12 protein-coding genes are annotated in these 13,905 nt (G+C 73.7%); 8 read left to right on the top strand and 4 right to left on the bottom strand.

The window, feature by feature from the left end:
• Positions 1-6 precede the first annotated feature (6 nt).
• The gene (locus tag ACQEVU_RS02545; RefSeq protein ID WP_433319898.1) at positions 7-411 is read left to right on the top strand and encodes a hypothetical protein; all 405 of its coding nucleotides are present in this window, start codon (positions 7-9) and stop codon (positions 409-411) included.
• Here the strand turns inward: ACQEVU_RS02545 and ACQEVU_RS02540 are convergent.
• Together ACQEVU_RS02540 and ACQEVU_RS02535 are read right to left on the bottom strand one after the other, a co-directional pair.
• The gene (locus tag ACQEVU_RS02540) at positions 398-2,110 is read right to left on the bottom strand and encodes a glycoside hydrolase family 3 protein (protein ID WP_433319895.1); all 1,713 of its coding nucleotides are present in this window, start codon (positions 2,108-2,110) and stop codon (positions 398-400) included. The two genes, ACQEVU_RS02545 and ACQEVU_RS02540, sit on opposite strands and share 14 nt — an antisense overlap.
• A 73-nt stretch (positions 2,111-2,183) precedes the next feature.
• The gene (locus ACQEVU_RS02535) at positions 2,184-2,675 is read right to left on the bottom strand and encodes a DUF3145 domain-containing protein (protein ID WP_433319892.1); all 492 of its coding nucleotides are present in this window, start codon (positions 2,673-2,675) and stop codon (positions 2,184-2,186) included.
• A 252-nt stretch (positions 2,676-2,927) separates the two neighbouring features.
• On the opposite strand from ACQEVU_RS02535, the gene ACQEVU_RS02530 reads away from it, so the two are divergent.
• Positions 2,928-3,260: a hypothetical protein gene (locus ACQEVU_RS02530; RefSeq protein WP_433319890.1), complete on the top strand. Its 333-nt coding sequence runs from the start codon at positions 2,928-2,930 to the stop codon at positions 3,258-3,260.
• 126 nt (positions 3,261-3,386) lie between these two features.
• Positions 3,387-4,370 (top strand): alpha/beta fold hydrolase, encoded by a 984-nt coding sequence (locus ACQEVU_RS02525; protein WP_433319887.1) that lies wholly within the window; start codon positions 3,387-3,389, stop codon positions 4,368-4,370.
• A 104-nt stretch (positions 4,371-4,474) separates the two neighbouring features.
• Here ACQEVU_RS02525 and ACQEVU_RS02520 read toward each other — a convergent pair whose 3' ends face one another.
• A complete protein-coding gene (locus ACQEVU_RS02520; RefSeq protein ID WP_433319884.1) occupies positions 4,475-5,317 on the bottom strand; it encodes a hypothetical protein in 843 nt (280 codons plus the stop codon).
• 60 nt (positions 5,318-5,377) lie between these two features.
• Here ACQEVU_RS02520 and ACQEVU_RS02515 point away from each other — a divergent pair, with 60 nt between their 5' ends.
• From ACQEVU_RS02515 to galK, 5 genes are all read left to right on the top strand, one after another.
• Positions 5,378-6,028 (top strand): DedA family protein, encoded by a 651-nt coding sequence (locus tag ACQEVU_RS02515; RefSeq protein WP_433319881.1) that lies wholly within the window; start codon positions 5,378-5,380, stop codon positions 6,026-6,028.
• Positions 6,029-6,095: 67 nt separating this feature from the next.
• Positions 6,096-8,249 carry a HelD family protein gene (locus ACQEVU_RS02510; protein ID WP_433319878.1) on the top strand — a complete coding sequence of 718 codons (2,154 nt, stop codon included), beginning with the start codon at positions 6,096-6,098 and terminating at the stop codon, positions 8,247-8,249.
• Positions 8,250-8,788: 539 nt separating this feature from the next.
• Entirely contained in the window at positions 8,789-9,568 is a 780-nt protein-coding gene (locus ACQEVU_RS02505) for a DeoR/GlpR family DNA-binding transcription regulator (RefSeq protein WP_259859061.1), read from the top strand.
• A gap of 25 nt (positions 9,569-9,593) precedes the next feature.
• On the top strand, positions 9,594-10,670 hold the full coding sequence (galT, locus tag ACQEVU_RS02500) for a galactose-1-phosphate uridylyltransferase (protein ID WP_433319875.1): 1,077 nt from the start codon (positions 9,594-9,596) through the stop codon (positions 10,668-10,670).
• Positions 10,667-11,794 (top strand): galactokinase, encoded by a 1,128-nt coding sequence (gene galK, locus ACQEVU_RS02495; RefSeq protein WP_433319873.1) that lies wholly within the window; start codon positions 10,667-10,669, stop codon positions 11,792-11,794. The genes galT and galK overlap by 4 nt, the downstream gene beginning before the upstream one ends.
• On the opposite strand, the gene ACQEVU_RS02490 is transcribed toward galK, so the two are convergent.
• Positions 11,784-13,889, bottom strand: coding sequence for an NPCBM/NEW2 domain-containing protein (locus ACQEVU_RS02490; RefSeq protein WP_433319870.1), 2,106 nt, complete (start codon positions 13,887-13,889; stop codon positions 11,784-11,786). The genes galK and ACQEVU_RS02490 overlap by 11 nt on opposite strands.
• Positions 13,890-13,905: the final 16 nt, after the last annotated feature.

Below are 13,905 nucleotides of genomic sequence, written 5' to 3'. Positions count from 1 at the left end.
CCCCGCATGACCGACCCGGCCGACCTCGCCCACGAGGTGCTCCTGCGCGTGGCCGCGTTCGTGAAGACCCTCCCCGCCGACCAGCTGGCCGACCTGGCCTCGGGCGCGGCGAAGCTGGAGCTGGTCCCGAAGGGCGGCCGCCCGGCCCGGCCCGCCGCGGCGCCGAAGGCCGCCCCCGCGCTGTCCCGCCCCGTGAGCGAGATCGAGTCGATGCTGGCGGAGCTGGGCACCCGTCAGGCCGCGACGCAGTACCTCAACGACCTGAAGCTCACGGTCGCCCAGCTCCGCGAGCTGGCGAAGGTCCTGAACGTGGCGGCCCCGGCGAAAGCCACGAAGGCGGCCCTGACGACGACGATCGTCGACGCCACCACGGGCCGCCGCCTGGACAGCGCCGCCCTCAGCATGCGGTAGGCGGCAGGCCCTGGACCGCGACCGGTGTGCGGCCCGGGGCCTTCGCCTTGCCCAGCAGGACGTCGGCCAGCGCGGACATCGACGCCCGCGACGAGGAGTAGGTGGCCACGAGGGTGCCGCGGGCCGAGGCCAGCACGTACGGCGTGTCCAGGGCGACCGTGACGGCCGCGGTCGAGGACAGGTCGGCCGAGCCGCGGCTGTAGCCGACCAGCCGGACCTCCGACCCGCCCTGTGCCACCGAACCGCCCTGTGCGACGACCTCGGCGCCGGCCTGGCGCAGGGCCTCCTCGAGGGCGGCGCGGGCCGTGTCGGCGCCGGCGGCCGTGACGCGGACCGGGCCGGTGACCAGCGGGCCGTCGCACTTGCCGCGCAGGACGGTGATGGCCGCGGCGGCGGCCGCGCGGGCGGCGGTGCGGCCGGGGTCGGCGTCGACGACGCTCATGTCCGGCTTCGGTACCGCGGCCAGGCGCAGCTTCAGCGTCAGGATCCGGGTCACCGATTCGACCAGGCGCTGCTTCGTGAGGCGGCCGGAGCGCGCCGCGTCGAGGAGGCCCTTGTACGCCGCCGACAGGTTCGGCGGCATCAGCAGGATGTCGTTGCCGGCCAGGATCGCGCGCACGGCGGCCTCGCCCGGGGACCACTGCTGCGCGGGGGCCATGTTCAGGGCGTCCGTGACGACGACGCCGGTGTACCCGAGCTTCGTGCGCAGCAGGTCGGTGAGAACCTTCGACGAGAACGACGCGGGGACGCCGGGGTCGATCGACTTCACGTCCAGGTGGCCGGACATGATCAGGCCCACGTCCGCGTCCCGGGCGGCCAGGAACGGCGGGAGGTCGGACGCCTGCAGGGCGTCGAGGTTCTGGTTCAGGACCGGGAGGCTGCTGTGGCTGTCGGCCGTGGTGTGGCCGTGTCCCGGGAAGTGCTTCACCGTCGCCGCCACGCCCGAGGCCTGCAGGCCCTTCACCGCGGCGGCCACCTGGAGCGCGACCTTCGCCGGGTCGCTGCCGAACGAGCGGGAGCCGATCGGGCCGCCGGGCTGGGCGCCCAGGACGTCGGCGTCGGGGGCGAAGTCGACGTTCAGGCCGATGGCCGCCAGCTCCGCGCCCGCCGCCTTCCAGGCGGCCTCGGTCAGCGCCGGGTCGCCCGCGGCGCCGAACGCCAGCGCGGCGGGGAGCTGGACCATGCCGTCGCGGATGCGGGTGACCTGGCCGTACTCCTGGTCCGTGCCGATCAGCAGCGGCAGCCGCGCGGGCTGGCTCAGGGCCGCCTGCTGCAGGCCCGACGTGAGCTTCGCCACCTGGGCCGGGGACTCGACGTTCGTGGTCTTGTTGGTGCCGGCGGTGGGGTCGTCGGCGCTGGAGGAGACGAGGATGATGCCGCCCAGGTGGTACTTCTTGACGATCTCGGCCGGCGTCGCCGCGCCCGCGTACGTCCGGTTGGCCGAGGCCGAGCCCGAGGAGACCTTGTCGGCGGCGTTGCCGTACGCGTACGGCATCAGCAGCTGGCCGACGAGCTCCTCGTCCGAGAGGGTTCCGGCGATCCGAGCGGCCTGCGCCGCCGGGTCGGGGCCGGGGACCAGCGCCGACGTCGGCTGGCTCGCGCGCGGGTCGGCGGCGCCGCCGGCGCCGTCGGTGCAGGCGGCCAGGAGCAGGGCGAGCGCGGGCAGGGCGGGCAGGAAACGGCGGATGGGCGACGGCACGCCCGCCACTCAACCATGCTGGCGCAACCACCCCACGCGGGCGAGGGCAACTACCCCACGCGGGTGAGGGCAACTACCCCACGCGGGTGAGCAGGGTGAGGGGCACGCCGTCGGCGGCGTGGCGGTACGGCTCGAGCTCCGCGTCCCACGGCGCGCCCAGGGCCTTCTCCAGGGTGTGCGCGAGCGTCTCGTAGCCGCGGGCGCTCGCCACGAGGGCGCGCAGGCGGTCCTCGGACAGCACGATGTCGCCGTTGGCGCTCGTCGAACCGCGGAACAGGCCGCGGCCGGGCACGTGCATGAAGCGCTCGCCGTCGACGCCGGAGCTCGGCTCCTCGGTGACCTCGAAGCGGATCATGGGCCACTGCCGGAGCGCGGCCGCGAGCTCTCCGCCCGTGCCGGACGCGCCGGTCCACGAGCACTGAGCCCGGCGGGCCGAGGGCTCGACAGGCTGCACCGACCACTCGAGGCGGACCGGCGTGCCGAGGACGCGCGCGATCGCCCACTCGACGTGCGAGGACACGGCGAGCGGAGTCGAGTGCACATATATGACGCCACGCGTGGGCACGTAAGACCTCCTGGAGACCGAGGTGCGTCTTCCCCTACGACCTCGTGCTCCGCGGGCCATGCCGTTGCGTCGGCAACTGTTGCGACCAATGATGACGATGTTGCGCCCGGGGCGCCAGACGAACCGGCACACCGGTCTTGCAAATTGTCCAACGATACGAGCATCACGCAGGTAACTGCCTTTTTTGGCCCTCGCCGGCGGGTGTTACAGTTCCTTGTCTTCCGTACGTAGCCTCGACAAGGAGTTCCCGCCGTGGCAGGCAACACCTCAAAGACCGCGCGGGCCTCAGTCCGCGCTGGTCAGGCCGGTGCGTCCGGCGCTCTTAGCGTGCTGGGTGAGTTCAAGTACCTCATCCCGCTCAACAAGGGCAAGCACGTGTACGTGCGCAACCTGACCAACGGCAAGACCGTCCACCTCAGCACCACCTCCGACGCGTTCGTCGAGGAGATCCGGGTTCTGGCCGGGGCCGGTCACGCCGCCAAGATCCGCGCGGAGCTGCAGGCGCTCGCCGCCGCCACGCCGGCGGACGGCTGGGACGCCACCGAGAAGCGCCTGGTCGACGCGGGTGTGTTCGAAGCCGCCTAGACCGCTGTCGCTGGGGCCGGCCTGAGCCGGCCGTAGTCATACGTACGGCCGCCGGGAGATCATCCCGGCGGCTGTTTCGTGTTCACCCGAGGGGTAATTCGACGTACTTCCGGGTAACAATTGTTCATGGGTTCCGTCGTCGTTTCCCCCGTGCGGCTCAAGGACGGCGCCCGCCTGTACAGCGTGCTCCACCCCGCCGGCCCGGCCGTCCGCGGCCGGCCCCCCGTCACGGTGGTCCTCCTGCACGGATGGACGCTCGACAACCGCCTCTGGCGGCAGCAGATCGCCGACCTGCCCGCGCGGCTCGGGGCCCCGGTCCAGCTGCTCGCCTTCGACCTGCGCGGCCACGGCCGCTCGTCGGCCACCCACGGTGCCGACGCCACCCTCGAACAGCTCGCCGACGACCTCGCCGAGGTCCTCGAGCAGCTGGTGCCGCGCGGCCCCATCGTCCTGGCCGGGCACTCGCTCGGCGGGATGGCGATCATGGAGTACGCCCACCGCCACGCGGCCACCTTCGAGCGCCGGGTCGTCGGGATCGTGCTCGTCGCCACCTCCGCCGAGGGCTCCTCCCGCACCAGCTACGGGCTCAGCCCCCGCCTGGCCCGGGTCATGCGCGTCCTGGAGGTGCAGGGCGCCGGCCTGCTGGCCCGCTCCGGCGCCTGGCGGCCGCACCGGCGCCTCATGCCCCTGCTCGCCCCCGGCGTGCGCTGGCTCGTGTTCGGCCACCGCGTCGACACCAGCTGGGTGGCGCTGACCGCCTCGATGGTCGGCAACGCGCCGCTGTGCGCCATCGGTGGCTTCCGGCCGTCGGTCGACCTGCACCATCGCGTCGAGACCCTCGCCGCGATGCGCGGGCTGCCGGTCGCGGTGCTCGTCGGGTCGCTGGACCGGCTCACCCCGCCGGCCTGCGCCGAGACGATCGCCCGGGAGCTGCCCGACGCCGAGCTCGTGGTCTGCGACGATGCCGGGCACATGCTGCCGATCGAGCGGCCGGACGCGGTCACCGGCGCGATCGTGTCGGTCATCCGGCGCGCAGCGCGGCGCCGGGGCTCAGCCGCCGCCCGTCGCGACCGTGACCCCGTCGAGCGAGCGCACGAAGTCAGCGCCTAGCGCCTGCGACGGGGTGTGCACGCCCGGCGGTACGTCGCCGGCCCGCACCCGCTGCATCGCGCGCAGCGACGCGTCGGCCGTCAGCGCGTACGCGTTCGGGCCGCTCAGCGTGGCCCAGCGGGTCGCCCCGAGGCGTCGCGGACCTCGGCCCACGCCTCGCAGCCGGTCCCCTCGCGCCGGGCCGCCGACGGGCCGCCGCGGCGCACCAGCGCCTGTGCGGCGCGCCGCAGCGGGCCGAACCGGAACGCCGGGGCGAGCGCGGCGCCGGGCGGCAGCGGCATGTACACCGTGATGTCGGCAATGCCGGTCGAGCGGTACGCCGTGACGAGGTCGCCCCAGCGTGTCGCTCCGACGCGCCGGGGGCCGGACGGGAACGGCACCACCCGGGACGGTGAGCCGTAGCGCGTGGGCACCAGCGCACCGCCGACCCGCCGGGCCGCCCCGGCGCCCATCTCCCCGAACGCCGTGCGGGCGGTGCCGCGCGACAGCCCGCCGGGCGCGGAGAAGGCCAGCTCCAGCGCGACCGCGCCGGGCAGCTCGGCGGCCAGCAGCGCGGCGAGGCAGTCGGTGGGCACCACGTCGAAGCCGGCCCCGGTGATCATCGCGACGCCGGCGGCCCGGGCGGCGGCGTCGTGGCCGAACATCCGCTCGAACACGTCCAGCTCGCCGGTGATGTCGAGGTAGTGCACGCCGGCGGCCAGGCACGCGGCCACCGCCGCCGGGGCCGTCTCGGCGAACGGGCCGGCGCAGTTGAGCAGGACCTCGGCGCCGTCGAGCAGCTCGGGCGAGGGCGGGCCGATGCGGTACGGCAGGCCCAGCTCGGTGGCGAGGGCGCAGACCGGCCCGGCGGAGCGCCCGGCGAGGATCGGCCGCTCGCCCCGGCTCACCGCGAGCCGGGCCAAAAGTGACCCACTGTAACCGTTGGCGCCGTAGACGATACAGCTCACCCTCAGGACGGTATGAGAGGCTGGTTCCGCACGGAAGAGTCGTCGCCGGGGAGGGTCGCGGTGCACCAGATCGAAGAGTGGATGGCCACGCTCCCCGCCGTCTGGGTGTACGTGCTGGTCGGCATCGTGATCGGCGTCGAGAGCATGGGCGTGCCGCTGCCGGGTGAAATCGCCCTGGTCACCGCCTCACTACTGTCCGTGACCACGTCGGTGAGCCCGTGGCTGGTCGCCGGGGCCGCCTCGGCCGGCGCGATCATCGGCGACAGTGTCGGATACCTGATCGGCCGCCGCGGCGGGCGGGCGCTGCTCGAGCGCTTCGGCCGGCGCTTCCCCAAGCACTTCGGCCCGCCGCACCTGGCCAAGGCGGAGCGGGCGTTTCACCGCTGGGGCGTCTGGGCGGTCTTCTTCGGCCGCTTCATCGCGCTGCTGCGCATCCTGGCCGGGCCGCTGGCCGGCGCCCTGCGGGTGCCGTACGGCAAGTTCCTCATCGCCAACGCGCTGGGCGGGATAACCTGGGCGTTCGGCACCGTGTTCGCCATCTACACGATCGGCCAGGCCGCCGAGAAGTGGCTCAAGGACTTCTCGTGGGTCGCGCTGGCGGTGGCCGTCGTCGCCGGCGTGGTCACCACCCTCTACGTGCGCCGCAAGGCCGCCGCGGAGGCCCGCGCGCTGCAGGCCGAGGCCGACAAGGAGCCCGCGGCCACGCCGTGAACAGGCCCGCCCCGGAGCACGAGTAAGATTTCGGGGTTGTTTTTCGCCGGGCGGCAGGAGTAATGCGTTGAGCGACGCGGTTCGCGACTCGGAGATCGCCGCCGAGCAGGTGTATCTCGACCGGGTGTACGTGCGGCTGGACCAGTTGCGAGTCTCCGCCGCCGAGGTGGAGAAGGCCGGGTACAGCCTTGCCCGGGTCGGCAACTTCGGCGCCCTCGTCGAGCGCGACGCGATGGTCTACCACGCGGCGCGGCGCCGCCGGGCCCTGGAGAGCGAGCACGACGGGCTCGTCTTCGGCCGGCTCGACCTCGGCCCCGACGGGGTGTCCGGCGCGGACGCGGCCGCCGTGTCGCCCGCGGTGCCGGGCGGCGAGGTGCGCTACATCGGGCGGCTGGGGCTGCGCGACGAGCAGTACGAGTCGCTGGTCGTGGACTGGCGGGCGCCCGCCGCGGCGCCGTTCTACCGGGCCACGCCCGCCGACCGGATGGGCGTGGTGCGGCGGCGGAGCATCCGCAGTACCGGCGAAAAGATCGTCGGCATCGAGGACGACCTGCTGGATCCGGCGGCCGCGCCCCCGAGCATGGCCGTGGTCGGCGACGGCGCGCTGCTGGCCAACCTCTCGCGCGCCACCGGCCGCGGCATGAAGGACATCGTCGCCACCATCCAGCGCGAGCAGGACGACGCGATCCGCTCCCCCGCCTCGGGCATCACGATCGTGCGCGGCGGCCCCGGCACCGGCAAGACCGCGGTGGCGCTGCACCGCGCCGCGTACCTGCTCTACGCCGACCGCAACCGCTACGAGTCCGGCGGCGTGCTGGTCGTCGGCCCGTCCGACGTCTTCGTCGGCTACGTCTCGCGCGTCCTGCCCTCGCTCGGCGAGGACACCGCCACGCTGCGCTCGCTGGGCCAGCTCGTCGAGGGCGTCCAGGCGACCCGCCACGAGCCGCCCGAGGTCGCCGCGATCAAGGGCTCGCTGCGCATGCAGCGGGTGCTGGGCCGCGCGGCCCGCAGCCCGGTGCCGGGTTCGCCGGACCGGATCCGGATTCTGTACCGCGGGGAGTTGCTCAGCCTCGACCGCCCGGCGCTCGACGAGCTGCGCCGCACGGTGCTCGGCCTGGGCGTGAAGCGCAACGCCGCGCGGGCGAAGGCGGCCGGCTACGTCCTGGACGCACTGTGGCGCCAGAGCGTGCAGCTGCTGCCGTCGGGCCGCCAGCAGAAGCGCGAGGAGTTCGCCCCGGACATCGCCGAGCGCCCCGAGTTCATCCAGTTCATGCGCGGCTGGTGGCCGGTGCTGCGCCCGGTCGAGGCGCTCGGCTTCCTCGCCGACCGCCAGCGCCTGTCGCGCTGGGCCAACGGCATCCTGAGCAACCGGGAGATCGCCACGCTGGCCGCGTCGATCGCGGTGGACGACCTGTCGGTCGAGGACATCGCCCTGCTCGACGAGCTGCACGAGCTGCTCGGCGACCCGCCGGTGCGCAAGCGCGCGCCGCGCGACCCGTTCCAGGTCGCCGAGGGCGTCCGGGAGGTCACGACGTACGCCGACCGCATGGCCGCGGCGCGCTCCCAGGCCGTGGAGCGCCCGGACGACTACCGCGACTACGCGCACATCATCGTGGACGAGTCGCAGGACGTCTCCCCCATGCAGTGGCGCATGGTCGGCCGCCGCGGCCCACACGCCACGTGGACGATCGTCGGCGACCCGGCCCAGGCCGCCTGGGCCGACGCCACCGAGGCGGAGCGCGCGATGGAGGCGGCGGTCGGCACCCGGCGCCGCTCGGCGTTCACGCTGACCACCAACTACCGCAACTCGGCCGAGATCTTCGCCGTCGCCGCCCGCGTCATCCGCGCGGCGCAGCCGGACATCGAGCTGCCCATGGCCGTGCGCTCCTCGGGCGTCGACCCGGTCGAGACGGTGACGGACGAGCTCGAGGGTGCGGTCGTGTCGGCCGCGAAGGCGCTGCTCGACCAGGTCGAGGGCACGGTCGGCGTGATCACCCCGACCGCCCGGCGGGCCGAGGTCGCCGGGTGGCTGGACGGTCTGGATCCGCAGCGGCTGCAGACGGTGGGGGCGCTGGACTCGAAGGGCATGGAGTACGACGGGGTGCTCGTGGTGGAGCCCGCCGACATCCGCGACGAGGCCGCGACCGGGTTCCGGACGCTGTACGTGGCGCTGTCCCGGGCCACGCAGCGCCTGACCACGGTCGGCACCCGCCCCTTCTGACGGATTTCCGCCTCGGTCACGCAGCTCGTCGGCGCCCGGCCCTTCCGGTCCACGGCGGTCCGGCCGGCGCGCGCGCTGTCGAACGTTGCACCCCCTTCCGGGTGCGAGACGTTCATCGCACGCTCCTCACCAAGGCACAGAACCCAACGAGAACCGCCAGGCGGCCACCGGCCACCAGGAACGACACCCATGGTCGAACGAAAATCCGGCATGACCAGCAAAGATCTGTAACTTTCGAGGGCAGTACCGCCGGAAGGCCGCCGATGTGTGCCGGAGGCGGCAGGGGCGGGCTGAGAGCGCTTCCCCAGAGATGTCTGTTCGAGTTTGTTGACTTCTGGTCGGCTAGGTTCGAAGCTGTACGCCATGCGAGCGCACCCACGCACCCCCCTCGGGGGTGACCGCCCGGCGGCAGACTTCGTCCGGGCCAGCGAGGTGCACCTGCGTGCGGGAGACGTAACGTCTGCGTTGGAACCCGTTGTGGGTTCGGACACCCGCGCAGCCGTGCTGACCCCCGCTGCGCCTGCGAAGGGAACGGCGTGATGCTCGCACAGCAACGTCAGGCGGCCATCCTCGACCTGGTCCGCCGCCACGGTGGCGTGCGCGTGAGCCAACTGGTCCGCCAGTTCGGCGTCTCCGACATGACCATCCGGCGCGACCTGGAGGCCCTCGCGGACCGCGGCCTGGTCGACAAGGTGCACGGCGGGGCCACCATCGCCGGGCCCGGCTCCACGGAGGAGCCCGGATTCGACGCCAAGTCCGTGCGCCAGCGCAACGAGAAGGCGGCCATCGCCGAGCGGGCGGCCAAGCTCATCGAGCCGCACACCGCGGTCGCCCTGTCGGCCGGCACCACCACGGCGGCGCTGGCCGCCCACCTCGTCGACGTCCCGGGGCTGACCATCGTGACCAACTCGATCCCGGTCGCCGACACCCTGTACCACGCCGGGCGGCCCGACCAGACGGTCGTGCTCACCGGCGGGATCCGTACCCCCTCCGACGCCCTCGCCGGCCCCGTGGCCGAGGCGGCGATCGGTTCCCTCAACGTCGACGTGCTGTTCCTCGGCGTACACGGCATGAGCCCGCGCACCGGCTTCACCACGCCCAACCTCATGGAGGCGGGCACGAACCGGCTGCTGGTCGCGGCCGCGCGTCGGCTCGTGGTGCTGGCCGACCACACCAAGTGGGAAATGGTCGGCATCGCCACGATCACGCCGCTGGACGAGGCGGACATCCTCATCACCGACGTCGGGCTGGCCGCGGAGGCGCGTGTGCAGCTGGCCGAGCGCGTCGGGGAGCTCATCGTCGTCGATCCGAACGGCTAGCCCCCGAAGGACCCCTGGAGAACGAGTGAAGCGCACGGTCACCCACCTCGCCGACGGCCGGGAGCTCATCTACTTCGATGAGCGAGACGACGCGTCCCGGGACGCCGTCGACCAACGGGAGCTGCCCCCGCCGCCTCCGGCGTCGGAGATGCGGCACGACCCGATCCTCGACGAATGGGTGGCGATCGCCGCGCACCGCCAGTCGCGGACGTTCCTGCCCCCGTCGGACCAGTGCCCGCTGTGCCCGTCGACGCCGGAGTGGCAGAGCGAGATCCCGGCGGCGGAGTACGACGTCGTGGTCTTCGAGAACCGCTTCCCCAGCTTCAGCCACCGCGTCGGGCCCGCGCAGGGCGACATCCTGCCGGGGCTCGTGCCGACCCGTCCGGCCACCGGCCGCTGCGAGGTCGTCTGCTTCACCTCCGACCACAACGCCTCGTTCGCGTCGCTGTCGCCCGCCCGCGTGCGCACCGTGATGGAGGCCTGGGCCGACCGCACCGCCGACCTGTCCACCCGCGACGACATCGAGCAGGTCTTCTGCTTCGAGAACCGCGGCGAGGAGATCGGCGTGACGCTGTTCCACCCGCACGGGCAGATCTACGCGTACCCCTTCGTCACCCCCCGCACCCGGCGCATGCTGCAGTCCGCGCGCGAGCACCGGGGGCCCGGCAACCTCTTCGCCGACGTGCTGGCCGCCGAGCGCGCCGACGGCACCCGGATCGTGGGCGGCAACGCGCACTGGACCGCCTTCGTGCCGGCCACCGCGCGCTGGCCGTTCGAGATCCACCTGTACCCCAACCGCCAGGTCCCCGACATCCCGGCCCTGAGCACCGAGGAGCGCGACGCGTTCGGCCCGCTGTACCTGGAGGTCCTGCGCCGCCTCGACGGCATGTTCGGCCTCGCCATGCCCTACATCGCGGCCTGGCACCAGGCGCCGGTGCGGGTCGGGCGCGACCTGGCGTACCTGCACCTGCAGCTGTTCAGCACCCGGCGCGCGCCGGGCAAGCTCAAGGCCCTGGCCGGCTCCGAGTCGGGCATGGGCGTGTTCGTCAACGACGTGCGGCCCGAGCAGGCCGCCTCGATGCTGCGGGAGGTGGTCCTGTGAGCGGTGCCGCCGAGCGGCTCCCGGGAGGTCCGTTCGACGTGGTCTGGGCCAGCCCGGGGCGCGTCAACCTGATCGGTGAACACACCGACTACAACGACGGGTACGTGCTGCCCTTCGCGCTGCCGCACCGCACGGTCGTCGGCGCCCGCCGCCTCGACGGCCCACAGTGGACCGTCACGTCGGAGCAGACCGGCGAGACCGTCACGTTCGGCCCGGACGAGCGGATCGAGGGCTGGGCCGCCTACGTGGCCGCGATCGTGTGGGTGCTGCGCGAGGCCGGCCACGACGTGCCGGGCGCGGCGCTGACCATCGCCTCCGACGTGCCGTGGGGCGCCGGGCTGTCCAGCTCCGCGGCGCTGGAGTGCGCGGCGATGGCCGCCCTGCTCGACCTGGCCGGCCAGGCCGGCCTGCCGATGGCGCTGCGGCCGCGGCTGGCCCAGCGGGCCGAGAACGAGTACGTGGGCGCGCCGACCGGCATCATGGACCAGTCCGCCTCCACGCTGTGCCGGGCCGGGCACGCGCTGTTCCTGGACTGCCGCTCGCTGGCCACCGAGCAGGTGCCGTTCGACCTGGCCGAGCAGGGCCTGGCCATCCTGGTCGTGGACAGCAAGGCGCCGCACGCGCACGTCAGCGGGGAGTACGCGGCCCGCCGGCGCACCTGCGAGGAGGCGGCGAAGATCCTCGACGTGGCCGCGCTGCGCGACGTGGACGAGGCCGGCCTGCCCGCCGCCCTGGCCCGCCTCGACGACGAGGTGATGCGCAAGCGGGTCCGGCACGTGGTCACCGAGGACCAGCGGGTGCTCGACACCGTCGAGGCGCTGCGGGCCGGTGACGCGCGGGCGATCGGGCCGCTCATGACGGCCTCGCACGCCTCGATGCGCGACGACTACGAGATCACCGTGCCGCAGGTCGACACGGTCGTCGAGGCGGCCCTGGCGGCCGGCGCCCACGGGTCGCGGATGACCGGCGGCGGCTTCGGCGGCTGCGTGCTGTCCCTCGTCGACGCCGATCGCTGCGACGCGGTCGAGGCGGCGGTGCGGGGGGCGTTCGCCGATGCCGGCTTCGCGCCCCCCGACGCCTTCGTGGTCACTCCCGCGGAAGGGACCGAGAAACTCAGCAGGTGAGGCGCGCGTCGGCCCAGTCCGCGTGGTCGTAGTCGATGCTGCCCGCTCCCCCGACGACCAGCCGGAGGTTCGTGCGGCCCGAGACGCTCACGTCGATGGCGACCGGCGCGCCCGCCGTCACCGTCGGGCTCGTGTACAGCGACACCCCGTCGCCGAGCACGCTGAACGTCACGCCCGTCGACTGGCTGCCGACCTCGGCGTCCAGCCCGGCCACGGCGGTGAACCGGCTGCACGCGCCGCCGAGCGGCACCGTGATGTCGCTCGCGGCGTGCGCGCCGACGCCCTTCGGGTAGTACACCCCGCCGACGGTGAGCACGCTGCCGTCGGCGGCGGCCTGCTCGCCGTTGGACATGTCGCGCTCGGCCGGGCCCCAGCCGTTGCTCGCCGTGCCCCAGGAGCGGTCGCTGACGGCCGAACCGGCCCCGGTGGTACCGCAGACCAGGGTCGGGGCGCCCCAGTCGGCGTGGTCGTACTGGATGCCGTTCGTGCGCCCGTCGGTCACCCGCAGCTCCAGGTCGAGGTAGCCGGCGGTGGAGACCGTCAGCCGCGTGGGTGCCTGGCCGCCGGTCTTCACCCCGGTGTACGCCAGCAGCCGGCCGTCGCCGTAGACCGCGAAGCGCACGGATCCGTTGGTGCCGGCCTCGGCGTCGACGCCGACCTGCGCGGTGAACGTCCGGCAGGCCCGGCCGAGGTAGACGTGGACCGCGGAGTCGGCGTGCGCCCCGATGCCCTTGGCGAACGTGGTGCCGCCGACGTTGAGGGTGCCGCCGTCGCCGGCCGCCTGCTCGCCGTTGCTGCGGTCCCGCTCGGCCGGGCCCCAGCCGTTGCTGCTGGCCGTCCAGGCCAGGTCGCTGACCTGGAGCGAGCCCGACGCCGGCGCGGCGGAGAGGCCGCCGGCCCGGGTCACGCGGAACATGGCCACGCCGTGCGAGGGCACGGAGGCGCTCAGCGCGCCCGCCGTGCTGCCGGTCGCGCCCGTCCACAGGTTCTTCGTCGTGTACGAGCTGGAGCCGCCCAGGCCGAGCTCGGCGGCGGTGGTGGACACGGTTGCGGTACCGCCGCCGCGGTTGAGCAGGACGACGGCCACCGACCCGTCGCTCATCGGCTTGGCCCACACCTCCTGGTCGCCCGCGTCGGCGATCCGGCGGCCCTGTGAGCCGGCCCAGTCGCGGTTGACCGCGATGACGTCGGGGTTGCGCAGCACGTTCAGCGTGGCGGCGCTGACCGAGCGCAGGTCGTTGCCGAGCAGCAGCGGCGCCGACAGCAGCGACCACAGCGAGAAGTGGGCGACGTTCTCGTCCTGGGTCAGCGAGCCGTTGCCGACCTCGAGCATGTCGGGGTCGTTGAAGTACCCCTTGCGCGCGAACGGCTCGAGGCCCGCCTGCTGGTCCAGGATCGACGTGACGCTCCCCCAGTTCGCGCTGATGTCGCCGGTGGTACGCCAGGAGCTCCCGCCGACGTTCGGCCCGAAGATCCACGGCTCGTCGTCGCCCCAGTTGCACAGGCTGTAGACGATCTGACGGCCGGTGGCCTTGAGCGCGTCGCCCATCGCCTTGTAGCGGTCGTAGGCGGGGCGGCCCTGGTTGTTGCAGTTGTCGTACTTGAGCAGGTCCACGCCCCAGGACGCCCACGTCTGCGCGTCGGTGGTTTCGTGGTCGAGGCTGGCCGGCAGCCCCTGGCAGGTGGCGGTGCCCGCCGAGGAGTAGATGCCGAGCTTGAGGCCGCGGGCGTGCACGTAGTCGGCGATCGCGGCGATGCCGCCGGGGAAACGTGTGGGATCGGGGCGCAGGCGGCCCTGCGCGTCGCGGGTGCTCGCCATCCAGCAGTCGTCGATGTCGACGTACGTGTAGCCGGCGTCGCGCAGTCCGGTGCTGACCATGGCGTCGGCGGTCGCCTTGATCAGATTCTCGTCGATGTTGCAGCCGAAGCGGTTCCAGCTGTTCCACCCCATCACGGGGGCGGTGAGCGGTCCCGGCTGCGGCGTGGCGGCGGCCGCGGCCGGCGAGGTCGCCGTCACAACGATGAGGATGGATGTCGGGACGGCCAGCACGGCCGCCGCCAGGGCGCGCAGCAGCGCCCCAGGAGGTCGGATCATCGCAGCTCCCAGGTGG

Origin of the sequence: Dactylosporangium sp. CA-139066, from assembly GCF_050936175.1 — a bacterium.
GTDB lineage: Bacteria > Actinomycetota > Actinomycetes > Mycobacteriales > Micromonosporaceae > Dactylosporangium.
This window is presented reverse-complemented; position numbering and strand designations above follow the sequence as displayed.